Annotated in this window: 18 protein-coding genes and 2 pseudogenes; 8 read left to right on the plus strand and 12 right to left on the minus strand. The window is 57.1% G+C overall.

Annotation, left to right across the window (positions count from 1 at the left end; all coding sequences use genetic code 11):
* Window positions 1-93 precede the first annotated feature (93 nt).
* The 5 genes and pseudogenes from CT676_RS27700 to CT676_RS27720 all read left to right on the plus strand — a co-directional run bounded on the left by CT676_RS27700 (window position 94) and on the right by CT676_RS27720 (window position 4,854).
* Window positions 94-809 (plus strand): annotated as a pseudogene (locus CT676_RS27700) (SOS response-associated peptidase family protein).
* Window positions 810-1,293: 484 nt separating this feature from the next.
* Complete coding sequence (locus tag CT676_RS27705; protein WP_135215785.1) at window positions 1,294-1,521, plus strand: hypothetical protein; 228 nt, start codon at window positions 1,294-1,296, stop codon at window positions 1,519-1,521.
* Complete coding sequence (locus CT676_RS27710; protein WP_135215786.1) at window positions 1,521-3,347, plus strand: hypothetical protein; 1,827 nt, start codon at window positions 1,521-1,523, stop codon at window positions 3,345-3,347. The genes CT676_RS27705 and CT676_RS27710 overlap by 1 nt, the downstream gene beginning before the upstream one ends.
* Entirely contained in the window at window positions 3,347-4,114 is a 768-nt protein-coding gene (locus tag CT676_RS27715) for a hypothetical protein (RefSeq protein WP_135215787.1), read from the plus strand. Before CT676_RS27710 ends, CT676_RS27715 begins: the two co-directional genes overlap by 1 nt.
* The gene (locus CT676_RS27720) at window positions 4,114-4,854 is read left to right on the plus strand and encodes a hypothetical protein (RefSeq protein WP_135215788.1); all 741 of its coding nucleotides are present in this window, start codon (window positions 4,114-4,116) and stop codon (window positions 4,852-4,854) included. The genes CT676_RS27715 and CT676_RS27720 overlap by 1 nt, the downstream gene beginning before the upstream one ends.
* A gap of 9 nt (window positions 4,855-4,863) precedes the next feature.
* Here CT676_RS27720 and CT676_RS27725 read toward each other — a convergent pair whose 3' ends face one another.
* Genes CT676_RS27725 through dcm form a run of 5 tightly spaced genes read right to left on the minus strand, consistent with a single transcriptional unit; the run spans window position 4,864 to window position 9,519 of the window.
* Complete coding sequence (locus CT676_RS27725) at window positions 4,864-6,402, minus strand: hypothetical protein (RefSeq protein WP_135215789.1); 1,539 nt, start codon at window positions 6,400-6,402, stop codon at window positions 4,864-4,866.
* 5 nt (window positions 6,403-6,407) lie between these two features.
* Window positions 6,408-7,133 (minus strand): type II restriction endonuclease, encoded by a 726-nt coding sequence (locus CT676_RS27730; protein ID WP_135215790.1) that lies wholly within the window; start codon window positions 7,131-7,133, stop codon window positions 6,408-6,410.
* Window positions 7,085-7,783 carry a hypothetical protein gene (locus CT676_RS27735; RefSeq protein WP_135215791.1) on the minus strand — a complete coding sequence of 233 codons (699 nt, stop codon included), beginning with the start codon at window positions 7,781-7,783 and terminating at the stop codon, window positions 7,085-7,087. The genes CT676_RS27730 and CT676_RS27735 overlap by 49 nt, the downstream gene beginning before the upstream one ends.
* 1 nt (window position 7,784) lies before the next feature.
* Window positions 7,785-8,249, minus strand: a complete 465-nt coding sequence (locus CT676_RS27740; protein ID WP_135215792.1) for a very short patch repair endonuclease — start codon at window positions 8,247-8,249, stop codon at window positions 7,785-7,787.
* On the minus strand, window positions 8,242-9,519 hold the full coding sequence (gene dcm, locus CT676_RS27745) for a DNA (cytosine-5-)-methyltransferase (protein WP_135215793.1): 1,278 nt from the start codon (window positions 9,517-9,519) through the stop codon (window positions 8,242-8,244). Before dcm ends, CT676_RS27740 begins: the two co-directional genes overlap by 8 nt.
* A gap of 177 nt (window positions 9,520-9,696) precedes the next feature.
* On the opposite strand from dcm, the gene CT676_RS27750 reads away from it, so the two are divergent.
* Entirely contained in the window at window positions 9,697-9,903 is a 207-nt protein-coding gene (locus tag CT676_RS27750) for a hypothetical protein (RefSeq protein ID WP_135215794.1), read from the plus strand.
* Between the two features lie 199 nt (window positions 9,904-10,102).
* Here the strand turns inward: CT676_RS27750 and CT676_RS27755 are convergent.
* The 7 genes and pseudogenes from CT676_RS27755 to CT676_RS27785 form a co-directional block, all read right to left on the minus strand.
* Window positions 10,103-10,776: pseudogene (locus CT676_RS27755) on the minus strand (TenA family protein).
* Window positions 10,777-10,779: 3 nt separating this feature from the next.
* A complete protein-coding gene (locus tag CT676_RS27760; RefSeq protein WP_135215795.1) occupies window positions 10,780-11,277 on the minus strand; it encodes a hypothetical protein in 498 nt (165 codons plus the stop codon).
* Window positions 11,278-11,301: 24 nt separating this feature from the next.
* Window positions 11,302-12,429 (minus strand): trypsin-like peptidase domain-containing protein, encoded by a 1,128-nt coding sequence (locus CT676_RS27765; protein ID WP_135215796.1) that lies wholly within the window; start codon window positions 12,427-12,429, stop codon window positions 11,302-11,304.
* 12 nt (window positions 12,430-12,441) lie between these two features.
* Window positions 12,442-15,186, minus strand: coding sequence for an ATP-binding protein (locus tag CT676_RS27770; RefSeq protein ID WP_135215797.1), 2,745 nt, complete (start codon window positions 15,184-15,186; stop codon window positions 12,442-12,444).
* 4 nt (window positions 15,187-15,190) lie between these two features.
* The gene (locus CT676_RS27775; RefSeq protein ID WP_135215798.1) at window positions 15,191-16,315 is read right to left on the minus strand and encodes a hypothetical protein; all 1,125 of its coding nucleotides are present in this window, start codon (window positions 16,313-16,315) and stop codon (window positions 15,191-15,193) included.
* An 8-nt stretch (window positions 16,316-16,323) separates the two neighbouring features.
* Window positions 16,324-18,216 carry a phospholipase D-like domain-containing protein gene (locus CT676_RS27780; RefSeq protein WP_135215799.1) on the minus strand — a complete coding sequence of 631 codons (1,893 nt, stop codon included), beginning with the start codon at window positions 18,214-18,216 and terminating at the stop codon, window positions 16,324-16,326.
* 1 nt (window position 18,217) lies between these two features.
* Window positions 18,218-19,042: a trypsin-like serine protease gene (locus CT676_RS27785; protein ID WP_135215800.1), complete on the minus strand. Its 825-nt coding sequence runs from the start codon at window positions 19,040-19,042 to the stop codon at window positions 18,218-18,220.
* 818 nt (window positions 19,043-19,860) lie between these two features.
* On the opposite strand from CT676_RS27785, the gene CT676_RS27790 reads away from it, so the two are divergent.
* Together CT676_RS27790 and CT676_RS27795 are read left to right on the plus strand one after the other, a co-directional pair.
* Window positions 19,861-21,483 carry a hypothetical protein gene (locus CT676_RS27790; protein ID WP_135215801.1) on the plus strand — a complete coding sequence of 541 codons (1,623 nt, stop codon included), beginning with the start codon at window positions 19,861-19,863 and terminating at the stop codon, window positions 21,481-21,483.
* A complete protein-coding gene (locus CT676_RS27795) occupies window positions 21,480-25,055 on the plus strand; it encodes a TIR domain-containing protein (protein ID WP_135215802.1) in 3,576 nt (1,191 codons plus the stop codon). Before CT676_RS27790 ends, CT676_RS27795 begins: the two co-directional genes overlap by 4 nt.
* Window positions 25,056-25,961: the final 906 nt, after the last annotated feature.

Raw genomic sequence — 25,961 nt, forward strand, 5'->3', positions numbered from 1 at the left:
CGACATAGTGCTTCATGTTCCCGCTCCTGCTGCCACCGGCTCGCCGGCTTCCCTTCCAGGCTGAGCCTTTCGAGCAGCAACCGCAATCACCCCATCTACTCGATCACGACCAACCAGGCCGCGATCAGCGCACTGTTCCGCGTCGTGAACCGATACGTTGGCAATCTGGCGCCGATGCCGGGGGTCTTTCCCGATTACAAGGCGCCGATCGTGCGCAACGGGGTCGAGGGAAGCGAACTCGCGACGGCGCGGTGGGGCATGCCATCGTCATCGAAGGCGTTGATGGACGCCACCAAGAAAGAGCCGAAAAGCTGCAGGCCACGGGCAAGCCGGTCGACTTCAAGGAATTGCTCAGAATGGAGCCGGACGGCGGGACGACCAATATCCGGAATGTCAAAAGCAAACATTGGACGAGATGGCTGGAAGCCAAAAACCGCTGCGTGGTGCCGTTCAACTCGTTCAGCGAGTTCAACAAGGCCGAGGGTGGTGATATCTGGTTTGCGCTCGACGAGACCCGTCCCCTCGCCTGCTTCGCCGGCGTCTGGACCAACTGGACCTCCGTCCGGAAGATCAAGGAAGGTGAGACGACCAATGACCTCTACGCGTTCCTCACGACAGAGCCGAATGCCGAGGTTGGTGCCATCCACCCCCAGGCGATGCCGGTGGTCCTGACAACGCCGGACGAAGTGGAGGTCTGGATGACGGCGCCTCTGGACGAGGCCCTGAAGCTGCAGCGGCCGCTTGCCGACGGCACGCTCCGGATCGTCGCCCGCGGCATCAAGGAAGATACGGCCGGGCTAGCAACGTGACCATCGAGGACGATGACGACCAGGCAGCTTCTCCGAGCCGCCAACGCAAGATCATCCACTTACCAAACGGTAGCGCCAACGCGTCAGGCCATATTTTTCGAGCGCATCGACCCGCTCAAGAGCTTTCTCAAGCCGGCGTGGCCCCTCCCGAGTTCTGTGCCTTGCGGCGCCCGGGCAGTGCCTGGCGCCTGCTGTGCAATCAGTGACCCTCAGCAATATCGCAGGATAACCGTCGCTCGCGGTCTCGCTCTAATGCAGGCTAACCACCGGCTGTGACATTTGTGTCAATCGCCCTCTGGTTGACAAAGGCACACCTCCCTCATAACGTCAGGCGACAGAAATATTGAGAACGGACAATAGCTTAGATCATATTTTATCGCCGAATGTGATCAACAAATCGAAAATGTTGCAAACATTATAGAATTACATTGACGTAGTTTGTAACATTCCGGATAAGTGTTCACGACTTTTCCGGAATCTAAGCATGTCTGAAAAACGTACGAAATTCGTCAAGCTTGCCGAAGCACGCGTCAATCGCGCCATTCAGGACATTCGTCTCATCGGCAACCTGTCGAACAGAAGCGCCTACGAGTACGACGAGGAAGACGTGAAGAAGATTTTCCGGGCGCTGCAGAAGGCGACGGAGGCTGCCAGGCAAAAGTTTGGTAGCGGTGAGGGAAGCAGGGACAGCGAATTTTCGCTGAATGATTGATGGCCCGTTGGGAATTTGAAGACCTGAAGGCGTCGCATGTAGAGCAGGAGCTGACGCAGCGGGATCAATTCAACAATGATGATGTCGAACTGGCGGAAGCGCTGGTTCGCGAAGTGATCCAGAATTCAACCGATGCCCCTGCCGGTACGGGCGTGGTCAAGGTGCGCTTCGCCGTGGTGGAACGCACGGGCGAGCAGGCCAGACGGATCCAAGACATATTCACCGGCCTGCGTCCTCATCTTCGGGCCTGCGAAATTGATACCGCAGTTCTTGATCGGCCGACAGTTCGCCTTCTGGTGGTCGAAGACTTCAATACAAAGGGACTGACCGGCGACCCGGCGGCACTGGACGAAGAGAATTTTCGCAACTTCTGGCGTCGTCATGGCAAGTCAGGCAAGGGCGGCAAGTCCGGAGGCCGCTGGGGTCTCGGCAAGCTGGTCTATTCCACGTCTTCGCAGATCCGGTCTTTCTTCGGCTTTACGATCCGTGCCGGTGACCCCTCCGCGCTCCTGATGGGTCAGGCCGTTCTGTCCAACCACGTTCTGAACAGCCGTCGTCATCCGGCGCACGGCTTCTGGTTTGGCGCGCGCGGCAATGACGATATTCAGCTCCCGGTCACCGACGTTGCCCTCGTTAGTCAACTCGCCCAACTGTTCGGAATAGCCCGGCAGGGACAGACTGGCCTCTCGCTCGTAATTCCTTTCCCCAACCCTGACATCACCGAGCAGGGCATCATCGGCGGCGTGGTCAGGAACTACTATTTCCCGATCCTCGCCGGCAGACTGGCTGTCGAGGTTGGATCGATCACGATCGATGCCACCACCTTCCATCAGGTCGCTGCCAGCGTTCCAAATACGGGCGCAGGTGCAGCCGGTACGAAGATTCCACTCGACTTTGTCGAGGTCGTCAGCCGGCAGCTTGACCAGCAGCCGCTGCTCACTGCACAGACCGCCATCAACGGCGGTGGGCTTGGATCTTCGAGCTTCACTGAAGCCCAGCTTGCCGCAATGAAGGAAGCGTTTTCAGCCAATCGCCTTCTGCATGTGCGCATTCCCGTCAGGCTGAAGCCGAAACCGTCCGGTGATCGCAACAGTCACATCGATCTGTTCCTGAAGCCTGCACCTGATGGCGAAAAGCCGTTTGCGCTGTTCGCACGGGGCTCGATTACCGTGCCCGGCGAGAACCGCTATTTCAGCGGCACGCATGCCCACGGCGCTATGGTGGCGTCCGATGAAGGCGTGGTGGCGTTCTTGGGCGATGCCGAAAATCCGGCCCACACGGCCTGGAACGCCAACGCCGAAAAGCTTGCGAAGGCATGGCGAGCGCCTTCGCAGACCCTGAGACACATCCGGTATGCGCTGCGCGAACTTTTCACGCTCATCGCGGACAAGGTGGAGCAGGAAGACCGGGATGCACTTGTCGATTTCTTCTCCCTTGCCGATCTTTCGAGGTCGACGCAGGGGCCAAAGAAGAAGGTCAAGGTTGTCATCCCCCCGCTGCCGAAGAAAGAAACTGCGATCAGGATACAGTCGCGCAAGGGAGGCTTTTCGGTCGTGCCCGGCCCCGCCGCGGAGAACTGGGAATTCCCGAAGACCGTGGATGTCCGCGTCGCCTACGACGTGATTGGTGGCAACGGCTTTTCGCTGCACAGCAAGTTCGATTTCGATCTGGCGGCCGATGAAGTGAACATTGAGGCACAGAACCTGAGCTTTACTCCCGTAAGGCCGAACAAGCTACGCCTGTCGATTGCCGGCCCTGAATTTGATCTGACCCTCTCGGGCTTTGATGAAAACCGCGATATCGTCGTCGATGCGAGGACTGTCTAATGGCAACCGCAAAGCGCCGCATCAACTCAACCGGCCGCAAGCGCATCGCACGTGAGAGCGTCGACATCCGCCTCTCCCCCCTGAAACCCGCCGAACCGCAGGCTGCAACAGCCAGTCTCAAGGTGGACGACCTTGGGTTTCCTTCCAGCGCCTCGGTCATCCTCGAAGCCTATCAGCGCTCATCATCGATGCGCTTCGAATGCGGCACCGTCGGTGCCCCGGAAGCGGCGAAGGTCATGGTTCTTGACGAACTTGATCGTGCAATGCCCGTGCTTTTCCGGCTCAAGGTTGTCGAAGACACCGGCACCGGAAAAATCCTCGGGGCTGCCGATCGCATCCGGCCGACCGGGAATGAAAACGAAGAGGGAAAGCGGAGCATCTTCCCGATCAAGGAAACCGATCTCGGCCCCGAGCTTTGGCGCGTCAGCTTCGATGACAGTGGCCCATGGCTACTGCTGAACTATCGCATTCCAATTTTCAAGCACAAGATCCTCGACAATCCCATGATGCGCGGGCTGATCCTGCCCGCGGCGCTCCGGATCGTCCTTGAGCACCTCGTCGATGATCATGAGTTCGAGGATGGTGACGATGAGGACTGGCGGGCGCTCTGGCTGCGCTATCTCCGGGAAGCTTTCGGCATCGACGATGATCTCGAGGAACTGAAAGAAGGCATTGAAAAGCAGGAATGGGTGGACACGGCGGTCCGGAAGTTCTGCGAAGCACATGACTTCGTCGAACTCATCCGCGCAGCTGAGGGAGGCGCATGATGCAGACGGAATTCCGGAAGCTGAATGATGAAGGCATGGCCCGCTTTGCCGAATGGCTTGCAGCGGGCGCCACTGGCGTGGCACCCATTCACCTTCTCGCCGATCCACAAACATCGGCCGCCGTGGGCCATGACATCCGTCCTGTATCAGGCCGGATTTTCGGCGACAGATACGAATTCGGTCAGTGTCTGATCCAGCTGCTCTCCCCTTTCGACCCTGCGGCAATCTCGCAGGATCGCGGACTCTGGACTGCGCTTGCCATTGTGTGGTTCGACCAGTTCTGCCCTGCCGGCGCGAACGGACAGAGAAAGGTCGAAAAGGAATACAGGTACATCCTGAGCCGCGATTACCGCCACTACTACCGCCATCTCGTGCGTTCGCCATGGCAGCTCGTCCGCGATCATGGTGAAGCATCGAAGCTACTTCTTCTCGCGCCGTCGGATGGCGAACATCCGCTGCGCCGCCACGGCGAGATCCTGGAGCAGCTTGGCGGTCGGCAGTTCGTGCTGGGAAGCCGCCCCATCATCGCCGAAGCAAACAGACTTTACACCGATGCCACGACAGGCAGGCCCCAGAAAGGGGTTTCAGGAAGTGGCCGGGGCAGCGTTCGCCGGCTCGCGCTCGTGCTGCGGCAATTTGATCTGACGTTTGATCCGGAGACCATGACGCCGGGTCAGCTCATAGGCCTGCTGCCGAAAGAATTTGATCGCTGGACACGCGCGGCGCAGGCCGCAGCCTGATGATTGCTATTAGCTGAAGTATTGGGCACGGATCTTCGGAAGCCGATCTAACGCCCTTTCAAGCTCAAGCCTGGAAAAATGAAGCTGCGCCACCTTGCGATTCCCACACACGGCGTCGAGCTTGTCGTAAAGTGTGGCATCGATCACGGCTGATGTCATGACGCCAAATCCTTCAGCCCTATACATCTCAAGCATATCGCCAACGTCCTGCAATCTGCGGGCGGACAGTGACGACCCATCTTTGACCAGCTTGCACTGGAAAATCCACTTTCTCGGCGCGGTGCCTCTGCCAACTGGCAGATCGTAAACCTCAATATCACGGCCACCGTCGCGCGATCTCGACTTGCCCAGTTTCCTTATGGTGTCGGAGTCGAATTTCGGATGGTGGTAGATGATGTCATAGCAAAGCTCTTCGAAATCCTCATCGGACACGCTGCTCCAGTTGCAGGAAATCGCCGGCGATGGACCTGACGCGATTGACAGCATGAGCCCCGAGATTTCGTCCTGCACCTTCTTGAGCGCAACATCGTTCAGTTGTTCAGTGTCGTAAAGGAGGTGCTGGAACCTTCCATCATTCACTATGACAAGGCTCCCACTCTCATGCACGAGGCAGCTGGCGTGCTCTGGCTGACCAGCTTGAACCGTCCTCGACGACGATGATGATAGCCAGGCATCGTAAGGCGAATACGTGAACGAAGCTTCGCGCCAGTCGAATGGATCCCACTGCCACACATCCTCATCTTCGCGCTGAGCAAAGCTCGCACAAATGCGGGACCTAAAATAGTGGCGCATTGGAAAATGCGAAATGAAATCGGCTGTGCGAACATAGCTGGCACCTGCCACCATGAAGATCGTGCCGACAACAAGCCCGCTGGATCGATATTTCTGGCCTGTCGCCTCAAAGAATCGGTCAAGGCTTATGGACGCCGGCACAACCCAACCGTCCGGAGACGTGTAACAGCTTGCCTCCAGTCGGCTACTCAAGGCGCTTCTGTAGTATCCGAGTTGGCGCTCGGGATATTTGGCAATTTGCTCGTAGTAATAATCCGGATCATCGGCACGCAGTTGATGATAGGCGCCATTCACGAGATTGGCGAAATAATCATCAATGATCTCTGGCAATCTCGCAGGGTAATCGTCGATTTCCAGCTCGTATGCGAACACTGCGTCCCGAATTTCTTGATACCTCTTTTGATTTTCTTCATCGCTGCCGCGAAAGAGACGAATAGAATCTTCGAGAACGTTGCGGATCTCGGATGACGGCTTGCCAAGCGTCAGGATCAGACGGCTCTGGTGCCACTCCCGTACGTAGTCTTCCGTGACCGTTGCTGTACTGGAAGCCGCGGCCAGCCTTTCCGCTGCCCACGAGGCATCGATATAGTCACTACAGATATCAATATGCATGTTGGTTCTACCAATGCTCGGCAAGGGCAGATAGAGGATCAACTTGTCCAGATCGCGCAAATCGATTTCGTTCAGTGACTCCATCGCTTCTTCGGAAAGGTCAAGCTCCAGCTTACGGGAGCCGTCTGAAGTAGACGCTGTCATAGCGATTACCAGGTGGCCATGCGTTTGCTGACGACCGTATCGAAGAAGGTCCTGAAGCTGAGAACGTTCTTGTGACGGTCGTATTCCGTCTCTTTCGACTTCTTCAGATGTTCAGGCACAACAAGGTTGATGCCCATCGTTGCCATCTCTTCAATCGCGTTCGCTGCGATGTTTTCATCGACGGTGCCGAGGAAAAGCTCGGATCCATGCATCTCACGCTCGACCTGCTTCCAGCGTTCGCGAAGCGTTGTCTTGGCGCTGAGGATCAGGCCCTTGTCCTTGCCGAGCGGTGGACTCTTGAGATGTGCAAACGAAGGCAGGACAAAATCCGGGCGCTTGCGGGCCTGGATAACGACCTGCTTGGCAAACGGCACGCTACCATCCACCAGCATTTTTTCGATGTGATGTTCGAACGAGACGCCGGCGCGAGCCTTGCGCTGCTGGCCGGCTGACAGCATGTAGCGGTCGATCTCGGGCAATCGGTCGACCAGCGCGTGAATGACTTTGGTGATTTTCGGCTCGCCCGGGACATCACCGAGCACGATGCGAACAAGACCGACAGCACGTTCACGCAGCTGGTATTCGCGGAACAGGTCCCATTCGATGGAGCGACTGATTTCGCGAAGGGCGTCGCCTGGCGTGTCGTACCCAAACGGATTGAGATCCTTGCGGCCGGTTTTCTTCAGCCATTTGCCCCGCGCCTCGTCGGCGAGTGTGAGGGTCTCCGGCATATCTTTTCAGCGGCAAAAGATGCTATGGTACCGGCCAGCCATGCGGCCGCGACCTGTTCAGCGAATGTGAGAATGCGCTCCCGCTCACGCTTGCGGTATTCGGCGGGCACCCGTTCATCGATCAGGAAGTCAGGGCCGAGTTCGAGCGCATCAACCAGCATGACGGCGGCATCGGAGGCTGAATCAACCGTCAGACAGCGGTAAACCGTCTTCTCGCCCTCCCCGAACCGGGCCATAACGAGAAACGATGCCGGCGAGAGATCGGCGAATGCCGTTTTCGGCAGCCCGGTCATGTGGGTCTCGGCACCCTTGCTCGTGTAATGCACGAGCCGCGTCTTGCGTGTTTCGCTGACCTGCGGCCATTCGGTCGTGAAGAAGGTTTCGCGGATTTCGGCACCACCCTCGGGCCGCGGTTTCGCTTCGAGCGGCGGGAAGAAACCGCCGTCCCTCTGCTTCGGCGGCATATAGACGCCGGCCTGATGCTTGTTGGTGAACTGCGCCCAGTCTCGGTCGTTGTTGGAGAGTTTCTTAACGAGAAGGTTGGGCGCTTCTTCGAGCAGCCGGATCAGCAGTTCGGAAACGTCGTTCCCGCTCTGATCGACTGAGGCGTCATCGTCCTGACCTGCAAAGAGATCAACCGTCTCGGCCACGTCACTTCACCCTGCCGCGCGGTGGCAGCTCGATCCTGTCGAGATCGGATTCAAGCCATTCCGCAAGGCGGCCGAAAACATCCTCGACCGGCATTCGCGATTTCCCCCGCAGGGCGCATTCCCATACGACTGCGCGCCGCCAACCAGCCGCCTTCAGAGCCTTCTCGGCGCGGGCATCGATCTCGCGGTTACGCCCGATCTTCGTCTTCCAGAACTCTTCACGTGTCGCTGGCCATTTGAACAGATGGCAGTTGTGACCGTGCCAGAAACAGCCATGGGCGAACAGAACAGCCTTCCGGCGTGGAAAAACCATATCCGGCCGGCCTGGGAGTGAACGGTCGTGCAGTTTGTAGCGGAAGCCCGCGCGATGCAGTCCCCGACGCAGCAGCATCTCCGGTTTGGTGTTCTTGCCCCGGATGCCGGACATCATCCGGCTGCGCACGTCAGGAGGTACTACATCAACCATGCGCTTCGACGACCTCCACCGGCCGGTCCGGTCGGGTTACGATGACGGGCTCTTTCAGCCCCTCTACGGATGATTTGCCGCGGGCAACCGCCGTCTCAATGTAGGGGCGCAGGGAGTCGGCAAGAAAACGCACGACGGGCACCACAACGGCATTGCCAAACTGCTTGTAGGCCTGGGTATCGGAGACGTGGATCCGAAATTCCTGCTCCTTCGTATCGAAGCCCATCAGGCGCGCGCATTCGCGTGGCGTCAGCCGGCGCGGCCGCTTGCCCTTCTGGGCGATCAGGATTTCGGAGCCGTCCTTGTAGTAACGGGCAGACAGAGTGCGTGTGACATCATCCGGACCAAACAGGCTGTAGCCAAATCCGTTGCCGGCAGCGTTATGCTTTTCCTTGTAGTCCTTCAGATACTGCCAGAGCTTTGGTGTCAGCGTGTACTTGTCATCAACCTGCGGCTCCAGGATCGTACGCAGCTTCGGCCCCTTTGCAGGATCGGGGATCTCCAGCGCCGCAAAATCAAAATCGGTCGGCTCGCGGAAACCGACGATGAAGATACGCTCGCGCTTCTGCGGTACCCATGGCTGCGAGCTGATTACGCGATGCTGCACGTGATAGCCGAGCTCGCTCTGAAGCGCATGCATGATGGTCGCAAAGGTCTTGCCGCCATCATGTCGTTCGAGATTCTTGACGTTCTCAAGAACGAACGCCGCAGGACGATGATGTGCAATGATCTGCGCCGTATCGAAAAACAGCGTTCCCTGCGTATCGCACAGGAAACCGTGCGGACGGCCAAGCGCATTCTTTTTTGAAACGCCAGCAATGGAGAATGGCTGGCACGGAAATCCGGCGAGCAGCACGTCGTGCTCGGGGATCAGGTCCGGATTGTCGGCATAAGAGCGAATGTCGCCGGCAATCTCGTGATTGTCCGCATAGTTGAGCCTGTAGGTTTCCTGTGCCTTCGGCTCCCATTCGGACGTGAAGACACATCGGCCGCCGGCAGGCTCGAAGCCCTTTCGAAGTCCACCGATCCCCGCAAAAAGATCGATGAAACGGAACAGCGGCGGTGCATTGTTCTGCGACTCCGCCCTCTCCTGTGCAGCCTTTCGCAGGATGTCCCGCGCGAGCTTCGAGGGCTTCGTCTCACCGCGTTCGTAACGGTAGACCGTGCGGCGGTCGACCTTGAGTAGTTCTTCGGCCTCGGGAAGCGAAAGGCCTGCCTGTTCGCGGAGTTTCGAGAACTCCGTCTTCGTCTGGTTGCGCCGGAATGCCATGTGTGATGCGAATCGCGGTGGGTCAATTTGCGACAGCCTGACACCCCGTATTCCAAAGCGCAAGAAAAATGTTCTTTCTTTGTTCTTTTGCGTTTAGCTTTCCAAAGAAATGTTGGTTCTCCCAATTCGGACGTCAAGCCGGGGTTGCGGGATCGCAAGAAGAGAACGCGCTAGCACGTGATCACGGGCGCGAAGTTCGCTGAGACAGTGAGGCGTGACGAGCGCAATGTGGCGGCCTTGCGTGCGCTGGACTGGCGAGTGGCGATCGTCTGGGAGTGCGGGATCAACGAGAAGGGCGGCGATGCCATGGCAGGCCGGATCGTCAAATGGCTGGAAATCACGCCGGCTGACGGCGTGCGCCGGACGATCAGCGACGAACGCTGACGGTATCGAAGTGAACGGCCATACCACTTCAGCTGCTCCGGCCTTGAGAAACGGCTCCACAGACGTCCGCGCATTGGCCTTGATGAGATTAGAACCAACTTGTAAGCGCCCTCCACAGGCCTTTGATCGTGTCCCAACGGCGCCTCCAAAATCCTCGTTCACTCCCGTAGCGATTGGCATGGGCCTGGTTGCCGAACGGCTATTCGACACTCTGGCCCACGCGCCAGCCCATCTCCCAGAAATCTGCCTCGAGTCGGGTGGCTTCCTTGAAGATCGCAATCAGCTCTGCCTCGCGCGCCGGCGTGGCGTAGAGATCGGCGAGATGCTCCAAGTGCGCTCGCGCTTTCGCCGCGACCTCCTGGTATGGTGCGCCAGCGTACTCGGCGATCCAAAAGCGATAAGAGTTCGTCGCAGCGTCCGCATCGGGTCGCGAGGCGAGCCGCGTGGCGATTTCCGCGTACCCGATTACGCAGGGGGCAAGCGCCACCTTCAGTGCTAGCAGATCGCCGCGCATTCCAGCGTCGAGCACGTAGCGTGCGTAGGCCAGCATCTCGACCGCCGGGGGGGGTGTTCAAGGTCGCTCGGAGATAGATCCCAATCGGCACAGAGCTTCACGTGAAGGTTCATCTCAACATCAAGGATGGCCGAGAGGCCGGCCGCTGCTTCACGCATGTCGGCAAGCTTGGGCGACTTATAGACCGAGAGCGCATAGGCGCGCGCAAACTCGATGAGGAACAGGTAGTCCTGAGCGAGGTAGTGACGAAACGCCGCTTCGGCGAGCGAGCCGCCTGCCAATCCGTTCGTAAAGGGATGCTCGGTGCAGGCCCGCCACTCAGCGGATGCTTCTGTCTTTAGACGCTCGAAGAAACTCACGATCTATTTCGCCTGGCTTGGGGGCGTGGCCAATGCCAGGAATACCCCGATGTTCCCGAACCATGGCCGCGCATTGTACTTGCCGCTCTCCAGCAACAACCGAACAATAAGGCCGCCCATGGAATGGCCAATCAGGGTAATCCGCTTCACGCCATCCGCATGGACTTGATCCAGGCGGGAGGCAAGAGTGTCGGCGGAGATGAAATTATCCTTGCGCCAATAATAGGGAAACTCCACCAGACGCTTGAGAGCGCCTCCGCGCAAATAACCGAGGGCGATCAACTCGTCGGCTATGATCTTGTAAAACGAAAAGCAAAGCACGTTGTCGATGATATCGCCCGCCACGACGCGACGATCTAGAAGCTTGTCGATTCTCTTGTAGCCGACCTGAGTTTCGAGAGGCGTCGGCGGCCAAACCTCCTCGGGATTGACTCCGGGCGCGGTGGCAGGAAGAAGAAGTCGCGTGCCCATGATGCCAGATATCAGAACTACGGCGTCCATCTGAATGTCTCCTCCCGAGAATGCTCAAGCTCCCACAATTTCCTGGTAAAGCGCTGCGTTGGCGGATTTCACGTCGGCCAAAATGGCCTGTATTTGACTGCCAAAATTTACGTAGGCGGTGTCCTTTCCCTGGTAGCTGACGCCTGATGCGTATTTCGCGCCACGGTGAAGCGCGACAACCCGCCAGTTATCGTCACAAACCGGCGAACCGGATGAGCCGAAATCGGTATCGGTGAAGTATCTGATCAGCTCGTTGTCCGTCGCGGTAACCAGGTTATTTCTGAAGGCGATCCGCTTTGCCTCACCGCGCGGGTGCTGGATGATATTCACGGCAACGTAGCTGGTGGGTGTCAATTTGAGCCGTTCGGGATTGAGCCGGATCGCGCTACGGGAGGGATCTTTCTCAAGGCGAAGGATAGCATAGTCGAGAGTTTTCGACGCCTGGACCAAGGATTCCACTTCAAACGTCTTCTTATCCGCGTCCGTCCGATCGAAGTCGAATTCGACCGTTGCGCTTTTCGCCTGCAGCCGGAATTCCGCGTCGCTCGCGTCCGATTGCCCGTCCAATCGCGCGTTGACAACATGATGGTTGGTGATCACCAGCCGGGGTCCGATGATCCACGTCGTTCCTCGTGCTAGCCAGGGCTCGCCGTTCGCCAGCTTGACTTGACTCTCGCTCTCAAATCTCGGAACTACGATGCGCGCGACTGCTCCGCCCGCAACAAGGGCGCGAGAAACAAACCCGAAATCAACCATATCATCGCGGCCGACAATGACTTCATGTCGAGTGATCTCGGGCAACGTTGAAGGCACTGGCAGCGATGCAACGGCAGCGCCGCGTACCCTATTGCCGACCTCGTTCGCAAGGCGCTTGAAGATTTCAGCTTGAGGCAAGCTTCGCAGCTCGAGCTGCTCGCCCGCGTTTTGCAAATACCGAACCAGGGGCACCAAGCCGTCCGCCAGCCGCTCAATGCTGTTGAGCCTCCCAAGATCCAAACTGAACTGGTTGAGCGGGGTTGGGTCCATAACAAGCCCAGCTCTGAATCCAGGCGGCAGTCCCTGCAAGAGCAGCGACCGCTGCACATCGAAGATGAGACCGCTGTCGAGAGCAGCCTTTTGCACAGCACGAGCTTGGTCTGCGTCGAGCCACATACATCTTCCTCTTCAAAGCGCTTCCGCCAAGCCCCGCGATCCACGGCTACCGTAGGGCGGCTGAACCGAGAGCACGCGATAAGGCCATACGGAACAAAGCCGTTCGAAGCTTTGCGCAAATTCCACGACCATGTTCGCATTGAGCGAGGCCGTCATGGCCGCGCTTACCAACATCTTGAGTGCTTCCTGCGTCGAGCCGTCAGAGAAGGAAGCCAGCTGAAACGGTCCGCCGTCTTCGGCGAGTTTCGGACAAAAGGAACCGAGCACCGTGGGAATGACCGTTAAAAGGGGCTGCATAACCAACCCAAGTGCCGGCACTAGGCCCCATATCTCAACGCTGCTCAGCCCGGCGAGGAGACCGGAGATCTCGAATACGGCGGCTTCAGCGTCGCGGCCTCGGGGCTGGCTTGATGGCAGCCCAAACGTCATCTCATAGCTCTGCGCGCGCTCCTGTACGATGGCTGCCGCCATTTGATGGCGTAGCGCGTATTCCTGCAACTGACCGAGGATGGAGCTTTCTTCCTGTGATCGGCGCTGGGCCCAGGCTTTGTCGCGCAGCAGATTGAGGGTTTCCAGCGTGTCGTTGCCTGGAATTGTCACCGACAAACCCTGCTCCACGAGTCTCAACCCTTCATCTGTCTCGCCTTGCTGAAGGGCGACGCGAGCCGCAGCTCTATAAATGATGCCGCTACCGTTCTGTTGATTTAAAAGAGGCATGGCTAGGCGTGAAGCTTCGGCGACCGAGGTCGGACCATAAGGCAGCAGCTCCTCTATTCTTGCGGCGACAGTGGCGTCCTTCTGTTCGTGACTGGCACGCTCCAGGATGGCTGCGGAGACCTCAAGACCATAGCTCGCGAGCAGAAGCTGCGATGCGACCGGGAGTTCCTCGATCGAGGCCTGGATGCTGAATCGGACACTGCGATCCCCAAGCGCCGACTTATCAACGGATTCGCCAAGCTGCAGTCGGTGATAGAGCTCTTCGGCCCGGGCGCGCAGCCCCGGCCGCTTTGCGTACCAGTTGACCGCCCGCATATGGATCTCGCGGACCTGCGCGGGACACTTCTGCACCAGCAATTTCAGCATGATGCGTCGCAGATCTGGCCGATGAACGAGTTCTTCTGCGTCCTCGTCCTGATGGACCATCACCAGCGCGGTCTCGTTCCGCAATTCGTCGAACAGGGACTGCGCTTCCTCGATCGTTTCGATCGCCAGCGAACATGGCACGTTCAGCACATTCAGGATGACCTCCGGCGTGATCCGGCGCATCGCAAGACCGGGATGGGCCAGCCGTTCAACTTGCGGGTTGTGAATGTGTCCGAGGATGCGTTCGAACAGCTGCCCCTGAATCATTTCATTGGACGCGGAGAACCAGAAGCTCGATCGGCCGGCCAGATTACGGACACCTTTTTCATCGACGCCGTCACGCTTGACTAGCGAGGCGGCGAGTTTGAGCGACAGCGGCACACCGCCCACCTGTCCGACGATCCTGGCGGCCAGTTGGGGATCCTCGACCCCTTGAGCACCGAGGAATGCTATCGCCGAACTGGAATCGAGGGAGCCGATTTCGAGGGAATTGGGCGGCCTGTCGGCCAGCCGTAGGCTGCTGGCAGGTGCGCGACCCGAGACAACCACCCGCAGGAACGGCCGCTGTTTCTGGAGCTCGATCAACATGTCCCACAGCGGAAAGGCGCTTGCTTCTCCGCGATATTGCACCTCCTCGAAGGTGTCTAAGGTCACGACATATGGACGCGGTCCGAGCCTGCCTTCAATGATGCCCAGCAGGTCCGCGAGAACATTATGGGCTGCGCGGACTTGGTTTGCATCGGCGACCTTCCGGCTGTTGGCAAACTCCAACAGGCTGTCAACCCCCCCACTCAGAGGGAACTGGAGCTGCAACTGCCGAATCATCTCCACACAGAGCGTCAGCGGCTTGCCGATATCCAGCGTCGGCCGTTCGAAATCGAGATACGCGAATGGAATACGCACAGCTTCTGGCAGCCTAGTGTGCTCCAGCATGAATCGGGCTACCAGCGCCGATTTGCCGACACCGCCCGGGCCAAATACGCTGAGCGCAGGCTGTTGCGGCGGCTGTAGCCAAGACAGAGCGGTCCCCTTGAGTCGTGCCAGCAGGGATGCCGGCGGTAATACACCGACATAGCTGCGCAGGGAGTCGAGTTCGGATTGCCGCCCCCGAAATACATCGTCGCCCGCAAGTGACTCGAAAGGAGCAAGCAGGCGAAGATAGTCTAGCCGCCTGCGGACATCGTCTAGGGACGGGTGGGAAATGGGAACGCCGTCGAGCCAAACGAGCGCTTGCAGCGTGTCTTCGAGCTCCGACAGTGTCTGCTGCTCGATCGGTTTGGCGTTGCCCGTCAGGTAGCACTCGAATTGGACTTGAACGGGACCGGTGCGCTCCTTCGGATTGGCCTCGAGCGCAGCAGATAGTGTGTCTGAGCTGATCAGTTCCGAAAGCGCCTGTCGCCGGACGTCTGCTGACAGCATCACCTTCCCGCTCAGCCTCTTCATCTTGATGGGTACGAGATCATCTCCAAGCAGCCGGTCCGCCGGGGTCTTTGAGGATGCGGGTTCGACGGGCTTGAGCGAGGATAAGTCCTCGATGCCGGCCAAGACCGCGGCGGCTTGCCGATAGGCCCGGCGCTGCTCCAGCAGCGCCGTGTCGAGCTGCTTGCTCCTGTCCAACTCCGCCAGCAGATCCAGGACACGCTCCGCCGGAATAGTGCTCTGTGCCGTCATCATGGTCTCACAATCGTGTCGCCACGGTCCATAACTGGTCATATAAGTGGCGTAGTCGCACCTTCTCTTTCTTCCTCTTCTTCTCGGGGTCGTTTTCCTCAAACGCGATCGCAGCCACCTCCTCCGAGCCGCTTTCCTCCGGTATCCCTGCCATTATCTTGTCGGCGATGGTGCCCAGCCCATCGATTGCCGGACGCCCCTGTTGAGTCCGCAGCTCGTTGAGCTGAATGAGGCATTCGATAACGTCCTGCCGGGTCACCGAAGGGAGCGGAACGCTTTCGCGCGCAACCGCTGCCCGTGGAAGATCCGCACAGGGTTCGCCGTAATTGATGAAGACTACCCTCATCTTCCGTCGATATTCCGGCGCGGTGCATCTCACGGCGAGCAGCCGGGCCAATTCCTTGACGGATGGCTGCAAATCCGCTTCTCCGAAGCCATCCATGAGGAAAATCCACACTCCCTGTTGCTGTTTCGTCGAGCGCAGGATCAGCCTGCACAGATTTGCCGCATCGCTGCTGCCCGATGATGGCGGAACATCGATGCCCATAGGATCCAGCAAATCGGCAGCGAACGCTTCGACCGAATATGACGGAGCGCCGGATTCCGGGATCTTCACCGGCACAAAATGAAGCTCATCGAATTGGCCCGCAAGGTAGTCGAGCAGTTCAGCCGTATAGCTCAACCCGGCCCCAGGGCCGTTGATTTGCAGCAATGACCGATCACTTGACTGGATGAAAGTCTTCAAGACTGGACGCAGATCATTGCGGTTCAGGAAGGGCTGCTCGTTGAGCACCCAGCGTGTGTCGAACACGCGATCATTCGGATCCTGTCTCGACCTCACGCGGGTGAGCGCCGCAGTCAACAGCACTGTCCCCGATGACAAGCCTGAGGCAAGCAGCTGCGTCAGCAATAATTCCATCAACGAAGGCGTGAGGCTCCAGCGGCTGATCAGGCAATATTCAATCACACGAACGGAATAATCGTCATAGGTCTTGAGGTCGGCGGGGAAGTCCCGCAACATCGTGGGAGCTTCATTGACGAAGTAGGTCTTGATAAGGTTCTTGGGATCGTTCTGCGACAGGACCAGTCCAAACTGGTCTCGCAACACCTTGCGTTCGTCGAACGTCAGCATGGACCTTGCTAGTCCTCTACATAATACGACCAGGGAACTCTGACCCTGTCATCCGCCGCAAACGCCTCGCCACCGACACCGGCCGGCACGGGCGTTGCTTCCTCGCGGATGGTCGGGCGCGACAGCTTCTCCCAATCGTGCAGGAAAATGCGCTCATAGTACTGTGCAATCCCCTTGTGGCGTAGTATTAGGCTCGCATCGCGATTCACCTGCACGCCCTGGTTCGTGAAATTGTGGCTTCCGAGCAGGATCTTCTCGGAATCGATGATGATTCCCTTGGTGTGGCATCCCGACTGCATTCGAACCCTGCTCATGTTGAACCCGGCGAGTTGCAGCGATTCGAGCTTCTTGCGCATCGGACCGATGTTCCGAAAGATGAACCGCACGTCGAGCTTCTCGTCGTTGGAGTATTTAGCCAGCAGCTGCATCATCTCCTTGAACTCCGGGCTCGGATCCTTGACGGGATTGAGCGATTGGTTCTGGAAGTACAGCGTTCGTGCTGGAGCCCTCCGCAGCAGGTCAACGACGATCTCGAGATAGTTGTCTGGTGTCAGGATGGGCTGCACCGTAAGAGGATTGTCGCCGGTAAACATGAAGGCTCGCGGAGGAAACGCCTCCAGATCCATGGCAGCCCGCTCCTCCACCATCATTTCGTCGAACGGCACTAGGAGATCGGGCATCGGAGCCGCGACCTCCTTCTCGTCGACTGGAGCGCTGGCGATCTCGAAGTCGTATTCAAGATAACCTTGGAAACGCTTTGCCAGCGCGGTATTCTCGACCACCACATGCCATTCGCGATTATACCGCGGCATCTGCTGACGGTCCGCGTCGGCATCGAGGAAATCGATCTCGGGCTGATTGGACGACTGCCAGTTGCCGCTCGAAAGCCAGAATGCCGACTCATCTCTCACCGCGACCTTGATGTGGTAGGCCGACGCGAAGGTTCGACCTGATCCGATATGGGCAAAGGCATTCTCGAAGCGGTCACGAGCGACCCGCTTGAGGCCAGTCACGATCTGCTTTTCGGTGAGATCGCCTGCCTTCGGGGAGTCGACGTCATCCTCTGTCGGCAGAGCTTCGTTCGGGCTGAGGGTTTGTTTCCAACTGACGTCGGAATCGCGCAGGATCGAGCGAGCCGTCCGGTAGATGTGCGGCGCCGTGAAATCGTACATGCCAAGGCAAAGGCTCCGTCGCGTTGCCGTCAGGAACGGCTTGAGCACTCGCCAGCCGGCATCCGGCGAGACATGGCAAGTGATCGTCATCGCACCGGAGATCGGATCGAGATTGAGGCCCTTTGGCCGCTCGTAGGTCGTCAAAGGGAGCGCTTCCAGAAATCCCGCTTCCGACGTACCCGGTTGGATCTCATCGATAAGTAGGCGCGGCCTCGCCAGGGCTGCCTCGGGGCCGGCAGCCGCGGCTAGGCGCTCATAGGGATCAGCGGTCGTGACGTCGGTGGCGATGCCATCCAGGCTTGCCGGCACCCGTTGGGACGCGGGGAGATCCGCCCGCTTGCGGTCGACGGCAACAACGACACACGGCAGGGGCGTGATCTGGCCGCCACGGAATTTGTAGCCGACTCGCACGGCCACAACTCCGGGAAGAGCCTTCAGGCTTGACTCGTATTTGGCGGCGGCGGCGAGTGCCGGCCGCAACGCGGCGTATTCCGAGCCACCGGCCGTTGAACTGACACTTGCCGAGCCACTTTGTGCGGTTTTTAGCTTTTGGAAACTTGCGTCATCAAGCGGGAATCTCGCAGTGCCTATTTGTACGAACATGCCATCCGGCGTGTCGATCAGCGAGGCTCTGGATTCGGCCCGCGGAGCCGGCGTCGTTTGCGGCACACCATCGTCGGGAAGCGGATCGGTGCCTGTACTTCCTGCGATCGCGAAGTCTTGCGGCATTTCATTCGCCCCGTATCCAACTAATGAGATTCGTCAATACGTCCACGTTAATGCGTGTTCCCGAGTTGCTCGTTAGCCCGCCCGTCGTATGAACTCCGACCGCAACCAGACCGTCCTTTCCGACATCGATCCAGATCGGGCTGCCGCTCTGGCCGCCGAAGGTATCAATGTCGTAGTTGAGCCGAGTTGAAGTTGTCGATTGCAATGGCCGTTCATGAAAGTACTGAAATTCCGCTCGTTCGCGATCGGCCGGATAGCCTGAGATCTTGGCGTCGATCCCCCTTAGGCCCGCGTCATCCACCGCTCGAACCGCGAAGTTGCCGAGCCGATTGCCTACTTTGGTGTCCTCGAGCACGATTGCGCCGTAGTCGAAATCCCGACTCTGATCCTTTACCCAGCCGTCGACGGCCCTGAATCGCTTGGAAATCGTTCGGAACGGCTCGGACGAACCGGCCTTCGCAGGAAGGACCTCAATGGAATCCGGCCACCCCCCCTCATTTTGCAGAAAAACGCAATGGCCGGCCGTCGCCACCACATGCGGCGCGATGAACCAACCGGTACCAACATACCGCTTCCCCGTCTTTGAACGAATGCGAAGAGCACAAATCTGCCGCCAGGGGTTTGTGCGCATAAGATTGTCGACGACCTTCACCCGATCATCGTTTCCTATGACAGCTTCGAGCATCGCCGTTTCGCCAAAGCTGGCCGCAGCTGCGTCTAGCGGGGGGTTCGGCGCAGTCGATTCCATCGCGGCTTCGGCAACGAAGAACTCATTGACCGATTCCCTCTGGGCTTTTGCTCGGATGGGTGGCTTGTAGTAGGGCAAGGTTGTGCGCTTGACGGCTGGCGCGGACGCAGCCTCTTTAATGGTACGGCTGAGGCCGAGTTCAGGTTCGGCTTCGCTCGTAAGCGAAATGTGGCCCTCTTTTGGAATGGCGCCCCTCCTGTCCCCATCGCCTTGATGTTAGCATTCTCACCCGCAACGCACAACCTTCGCGTTATCTCCTATGACCACTCGCCTTGCTTTGCACGCATTGATTTCGACATGATAGGGGCACGACTAGATCATAGGGCTCCAATACGCCATCGCATGTGATGTAGTTCACAACCGGCCAGTGAAGATGATCTAACCCAATCACATCGATTGGGCTCGATCTCAGATCTGCGCGCTGTCGTCGCCAAGCGCTATGAATACGGACGAGGCCAGATCGGTCGCGGCCTCCCCGATGGCCCGTTCAAAGCGGGCCGTTTCTCCTGAAGGATCTCGATCTGCTAAAGGGCACCCGGACGACGTTCGGTGCAAGCATCTCCAAGGACGATATCGCCGCTCGACCCAGTATTTTGCAACCTGTTGACTGCCGGCTGTATTTGCAGAAGATTACTCGCTTCTGGAATAGTTGGCACAATTTCCGCTAGTAGAAGGCGCCAACCACACCTGCGGCTTGCTATCCTGAAAATGGGATCGGTTGGCTTATTGGATTTTGGGCCCTTCCGTTGCAACAGACGGAGCGGAGAATGAAGCGGAGGACGCCCCCAGTTTAATGTCTTGGAGTACGTTTTCGGATTGGATACGTGCGCAGTTGCGCAAATCATTCGGGTGATTAGCCGCGCAGCGGCAGCTTGCGCAAACAAGCTGGAGGACGAATGTCTTTTCCCGGCTATTTGAAACAGCCAGAGCTTAATGAGCTTACCCAAGCAGCGATCGATGGCAATTTGCTGGAAATCGACCGTGAGATACTGATGCAAGGCATCGCGCCAAGTCTGGTGCTAACTTTGAAAAAGGTGAGCAGCGACCTTGCACAATTTACGATTGATTTAGGACGGCTGAACAATATTCCGCCGCCAGATGTCAAAGATGACCTTCCCCTCCAGATATTCCTAACCAATGCTGCAAACCAGCTTCGGCTACGAAGTTTGCCGCAAGCAGAAGTCTTCGAACACTATAAACAGGTCGCTTCGGACCGGAGGGCTGCGGCTCCCCTTAATTCGCAGAGTGGTATTGATCAAAGATCAGGTGCATCACCAATCAAATTGCTCGGAGCAATGGGCTCACCAAGAGCAGTAACAGACTCCGTTTTTCTGGCGTACGCGGATGTTGACAGGAAGTTGTCTGAGGAAATCACTAAACAGCTTTTGGCATTCGACCGTTCTATTCGTACAGTTCCCCAGGCGTTGCTGTCCAAGACGGATACAGATTTCGAAATTTTAGAAGCATCGGCTCGACGTTGCCATACGTCAATTGTGGTCCTGTCTCAATCGTCCTTATCGCAATTAACGCAACCAGATTCGTTGACAGCGATGGTGCTTAGTTTGCTGCGCGACAGAACAGGAAACCTAACAATCATATGGCAAGGAAACGAACCGCCTGAAATTCCGAACTCGTGGCCCACCTATACGCTCGTCCGAATCAATTCGTCGTTATCCGATGCGACAATCGCTCTTGACAATGAAATCAAATGCGTCGTTCCACCGGAAGCCCACACCGCAATTGGGCTTCCCTTTATAGTGCTCGCCATGACGCAATCAGAGGCTCATGAGCTGCTTGATGAGCCACACGAAGCGCTCAGTGCGCTCGACGCTGATCGACGCGCACAATTCCTGGAACTAAGGTCCTTTTTGAAGGAGACCGGAGCAAGCTCCATCTACAGCCGATACGGAGCACGGCGCGATCAATGGATACCCTTCTTGGACAGCACTCTAACGGCCTGGGGAGTGATCGACGAAGCGGTAAGAGGCTTGAACGCCACAGGGCACCCTGGGCTTGGCCAACGGTTCATTAAGCCACAGTACTACTCTTTTGACGCACTAATTAATCAAGAAGAAGAGACGCTTCTCAGTCCCATCTACGATGACATTGCGAAAACTGGATGCATCGTTTTGGCGGATGAGCTGTCCCTGTTCCATCGCACAATTCGTTCTGCCTTTACGCAATCCTATCTATTCAATAGCGATCACGCCTTGGTGACGATATCGCCGTTCGACACGGTATCCACCGCACGCCGACTGTTCGACGCTGAATTTAGAAGAGAACTCCGCACGGCCTTTCGAAGGTTTGAGCGAGAGTACGATGCTCAATGCGAGTTCGGTATATCGAACCGGACGAGATTGGCTCGATGGTTTTACAACAGCCTACCTTTAGCGATCGTGAGGCTCAAAGAACCACCTCCTGATCCGGGCAAAATGCGCCAATTCTTCAGCAATGCGGGCTTGAGAGCAAACCGCTCTCAGATTGCCGATTATCTCTATTCTCACGGGACTGTGCCGTGATATTTACATTCTACTCGTTCAAGGGCGGCGTTGGCCGCTCGATGTCTTTAGCAAACGTTGCGGATATCTTAGCGCGACGCGGTCTACGTGTTCTTATGATTGACTTCGACCTAGAGGCTCCTGGGTTGGAGCAATACTTCCCAATTACTCCCTCCAGAATAAGGAATCATCTCGGAGTTCTTGATTTACTCCTTTCGTACAAGAAGGCGATGTCGCGTGGCAGCAACGAAAACGACGTTGAACCAACATTCTCTTCGTTGAGCCACTTTATTGTGCCGATCTACCCAAGTCTTCCCCATGGCAGGCTTGATTTAATGCCAGCTGGATTGCGGGAAGGCACAACAGCGCTGACAGCGTATGCCGTCAACCTGAGAAAATTCGATTGGCAAGATTTCTTCTTCAACTGGGACGGAGAGACATTCTTTGAATGGCTTCGCTCTTCTCTCTTGCGGCCCACTTCGTCAAGCGAAGCTGGGCAGGGATATGATGTCGTTCTGGTGGACAGCAGAACTGGCGTCACAGAGCTTGGCGGCATATGCGCATATCAACTAGCTGACGTCGTCGTCATGTATTGCGCCGCGAACCATCAAAATCTCGAAGGTACGCGGGATATGGTTCGTGATTTTACTTCGTCAAAGGTGATGGGTCTTCGCAGGGACCGTCCTCTTGAAGTCATAGTAGTTCCCTCCCGCGTCGAACAACGAGACCCGTCCCTACTGGTGACATTCCAAGAAACATTCAAAGCTCTTTTCGAGCGATACACGCCTACCCCACTAGTTAACGAATCTATCTCTTTCTGGGATTTGATGGTCCCTTACGAACCTCAAGAGGCATTTGATGAACGTGTCATAGCGGCGGCACAAAACGACAATCGGTCAACGCGGCCCATCGAGCACGCCTTCGAACGGCTCGCGGACGCCATGTCGCTAGTGGCCGCTCCCTCGTCTTCTCTGGCCAAGGCACGGCAAATAAAGGGATTGTCCGATGAAGACCAAGAGAGCGCTGTTTTCGAACAAAAGCCTCAATATGACCTGACACGGCGCTTTGCGCCATTCGACGCTTACGTAAGCGCCCCAAGCAATCACGATCGAACAGTCATAGATCAGCTGGTTTCCTACTTATCTGAGTCGGCGAGGCTTAGTGTTTTCTACGACAATGTGGCCGGCGGAGATCGCGTATTTCCTCATGTCGACCAGACGATTCGTCGTTGTCGTACTTTCTTGATCTGTGTTGGCCCCACCGGGCTAACGGATTCATGGCAGCAAAAGGAGTTGGGAATTGCCCTGGATGCCGCGACAATAGGCGGCGGAATTCGTATTGTGCCCGTTCTTCTACCCGACGCCGATCTTGCCGCGGTGCCAGAATCTCTCAAGCAATATGCTTGGGCTGATTTTCGTGATGGTATTGAAAACCCCACTGCTCTGGAAGGACTGGCGCGCTCTATCCGCTCGTCACAAACGGCACAAATTGAACCAACAATTGACGACCATCCGCCTTACCGAGGCCTTGCAGCCTTTTCTGAGCGCGACAGTCGATTTTTTTTCGGTCGAGGGAAGGAAATTGACGAAATTATTGACTTGCTCAGACAGGTTTTCTCGATTGTCTTGGTCGGTCCTTCCGGCGCGGGGAAATCCTCGCTTATTCAAGCCGGGCTTGCGCCGATGCTACGTGCCGGACGTATTCTCGGCAGCGAAAAATGGGATATCGTTTCCGTTCGCCCTGCCACAGAGTCTCTTGCGACCATCACTCGCGAGATCAGGAAAATTGTCCGACACACCATTCTAATCATCGACCCCCTTGAAGAAGTCTTCACCCATCGGCCTGATGACTTTGAGAGGCGAATTTTCTTCAAGGAGCTAGATCAGACGCTTAAAGATCAGCCTAAGATACATAAGGTCGTGATGGTGCTGCGTTCTGACTATCTTGTTGATGCTCGCAGCCACGGCCTCAATGTCGATCTAAGCTCCACGGCGATTTTCCCACTTCCTGTCATGAGTGCCAACCAACTACGGGAGGCGATCGAACGACCGGCGCAGGTTGCCGGATTTGCATTTGAACCTGGCCTCGTCGAAAGGATATTGGCCGACATCAGCCACAGTCCAGCCTGTCTTCCAATGGCGCAGGTCGCACTCGAAAGACTCTGGAAGGAGCGCCGCGAAGGTTGGTTGACCAATGAGAGCTACGACCGATTGGGCGGAGCTCAGCGGATGCTGTCGTTCTCGCTAGAGCATTTCCTATCCAGCGCCAATCCTAGCGATCGGTCGCTCGCGCGACGTATCGTCGGATATTTAGTCGACCTCGCTGGAGATACCTACGTTCGGCGCCGGGCACAGCTGTCAGACATTCTGCAGAGCGGTGGACAGTCGTCGCAGATCTCGGAATTGATAGAAAGGCTCGTGGAAGCACACCTTGTTGCGGTGGACGGCACCCCGACCGGAACTTTCGTCGAACTCACCCACGACTACTTGTTAGCAAGTGACACGACTCTTCTTAAATGGCTCGAAGAGGATCGTGAGAGAATTCGATTCCTCAATTTTCTTCGAGCCGAGGCGGACGAGTGGCAGAAGGCGACCGGTCGGGATCGCGAAGGGCTGCTGCTACGAGCCGAAAAACTAACTAGGGCTACCACTTTCTTGGCAGCTTATCGCGACAGTCTCGCCGCCGACGAAGTCGCTTTCATTGAGTCCAGCGAATCCGCACGCACCCGAAGGCGTGCGAGGCTAGTGATCTCGCTGCTGGTTTTACTTACAGTGCTGACTTCCATGCTAGCATTCACTCTTTGGCAAAAGTCTGTCGCCACAAGTGGGCAACTTCGATCGGAGCAAGCCCTGAACCGGGTGAACGAGCTGCTGGCTCGCACTGGCGTTACGTTGGCTAGTCCAGACGGAGATTGGCTATTCAGACGAGATTCAAGCGGGTACGAGATAATCAACACTCATAACGCGAAGGTTCGCTTGTCGCTTGGCAGCCTGCCCACAATTTCCGCCTCAGCTTTCAGTCCAGACGGCAAATTCTTTGCCGCAGCCTTTGATGATGGCTCGGTTCACTACTGGAATCTTCGGGAAAATGATACTGCGGGTCGGGCTCTTTCCAATCTCGACCTCGCCCGACAGCTTACCTTCAGCCCGTCGGGGCGCCTGTTGGCCGCAGCCGGTGATTTTCAGTTAGTTGTGTGGGAGGTGAACGATGGGAGACAAGCGTTAAGTCTGCCATCGACCTCTAGGATATTGTACTTGAGATATGAGAGCGATGATCTTCTCAAATTCACTGACGTCGAAGGGTTGGAGAAGACAGTAGACGTTCGAACTGGGGCAATTGTTACCGATTCTATTAAGCCAGCAGGCCCCCTAGTCGATCCGCGCGCGTCGACGGGTTCGATTTCCTACAGAGTTTGCGTTGGAGAGTATCAGCGAGCATGTCCGCCGACGGATGTCTTTTTGTATTGCGGATCTTCAGTGTCTGAATGGGCGCAAGCTAGGTGTTCATCTTACTCCTTGTCCCAACTTTCATCGCGAGACGGTAATAAGTGCGGCTATTCGGTTGTCCAGGTTGCGTGCAAAGAAGCTCGTTAACGCATCTCCGCGCGAGCGCTATGGCGGCTTATCGTTCGGAGGCCAAGCGAATTGCTCTTCCCAATTTTGCCGAGAGATATGCTCCAGTCTGATTTTCTCCAGCGGTAACCAAGCGCGGGAGCGTCAACCAAAACGCAAGGTACACGTACGCTATCATAAAACCGATCCTCGCGATGACGTCCCGATGCGGAGCGATATCGCCAGACGGAATCATCCGTGCGGACGAACGAGATCATCTGGACGAACGAACGTCGCGAACTCTCCACCTCTTTCGCTTCACATTCCCCCTGGCTATCGGCCGGCCTTGCTTGTGATTGCTTGACGTTGCGTCACACAATCGAGCAGAGGTCGGGGCTACGGCTCGCTCAACGGTGAAGCTGGTTGACGCAAGACTACTTCGCAGCCGAGAAGCGAATCGCCCCAACCCGAGCAATCCAGTTCTGGATCTGCAGCAAGAAGTACCCTTGGGCGACGGGCAGAACAGATTGTCCGTGTTGCTCGCCCATTATCCCATTCTACGACGGGCACGTAGTCGGGCTGCATCATCGGATCTGTACGTTGTATCGATATGTGGTGAAGATGCGGAAACAAGGCAAAGCCGCACAGCAAGTACAGGAGCTCGCAAGAGCGCAAATACTGGAAGGCAGCAAGCCCATAATCGTCAACAAGCCAAGAATTTCTTGGAAACTCCCAAGACAGCCACCTTGACGGCGTGGCAGCTCAGAAAAATACTTGGCGAAATAGGCGATCGCACGGCTGTTGGGCAAGGTTCGATTGGAGACCCGGTCGCCAGCACCAGGTCGAGATGTTCGACGCCGATAGGTCTGCTCGGCGACCTCGCGCGAGCGAAGCCGCTCCTTCAGTCTGCGCCAACCGCTCGTCCAGAAGGCCCTCCGAAGGATGTCG

Source organism: Bradyrhizobium sp. MOS001 (assembly GCF_004634465.1).
GTDB lineage: Bacteria > Pseudomonadota > Alphaproteobacteria > Rhizobiales > Xanthobacteraceae > Bradyrhizobium > Bradyrhizobium barranii.

Bases quoted from the DNA above. Each gene is read 5' to 3' on its own strand.
- CT676_RS27770 (WP_135215797.1), bottom strand. From the start codon at position 15,186: ATGATGACGGCACAGAGCACTATTCCGGCGGAGCGTGTCCTGGATCTG.
- dcm (WP_135215793.1), bottom strand. From the start codon at position 9,519: ATGGCATTCCGGCGCAACCAGACGAAGACGGAGTTCTCGAAACTCCGC.
- CT676_RS27790 (WP_135215801.1), top strand. From the start codon at position 19,861: ATGTCTTTTCCCGGCTATTTGAAACAGCCAGAGCTTAATGAGCTTACC.
- CT676_RS27715 (WP_135215787.1), top strand. From the start codon at position 3,347: ATGGCAACCGCAAAGCGCCGCATCAACTCAACCGGCCGCAAGCGCATC.
- CT676_RS27725 (WP_135215789.1), bottom strand. From the start codon at position 6,402: ATGACAGCGTCTACTTCAGACGGCTCCCGTAAGCTGGAGCTTGACCTT.
- CT676_RS27710 (WP_135215786.1), top strand. From the start codon at position 1,521: ATGGCCCGTTGGGAATTTGAAGACCTGAAGGCGTCGCATGTAGAGCAG.
- CT676_RS27765 (WP_135215796.1), bottom strand. From the start codon at position 12,429: ATGTGGCTCGACGCAGACCAAGCTCGTGCTGTGCAAAAGGCTGCTCTC.
- CT676_RS27705 (WP_135215785.1), top strand. From the start codon at position 1,294: ATGTCTGAAAAACGTACGAAATTCGTCAAGCTTGCCGAAGCACGCGTC.
- CT676_RS27740 (WP_135215792.1), bottom strand. From the start codon at position 8,249: ATGGTTGATGTAGTACCTCCTGACGTGCGCAGCCGGATGATGTCCGGC.
- CT676_RS27720 (WP_135215788.1), top strand. From the start codon at position 4,114: ATGCAGACGGAATTCCGGAAGCTGAATGATGAAGGCATGGCCCGCTTT.
- CT676_RS27780 (WP_135215799.1), bottom strand. From the start codon at position 18,216: ATGCCGCAAGACTTCGCGATCGCAGGAAGTACAGGCACCGATCCGCTT.
- CT676_RS27760 (WP_135215795.1), bottom strand. From the start codon at position 11,277: ATGGACGCCGTAGTTCTGATATCTGGCATCATGGGCACGCGACTTCTT.
- CT676_RS27775 (WP_135215798.1), bottom strand. From the start codon at position 16,315: ATGCTGACGTTCGACGAACGCAAGGTGTTGCGAGACCAGTTTGGACTG.
- CT676_RS27730 (WP_135215790.1), bottom strand. From the start codon at position 7,133: ATGCCGGAGACCCTCACACTCGCCGACGAGGCGCGGGGCAAATGGCTG.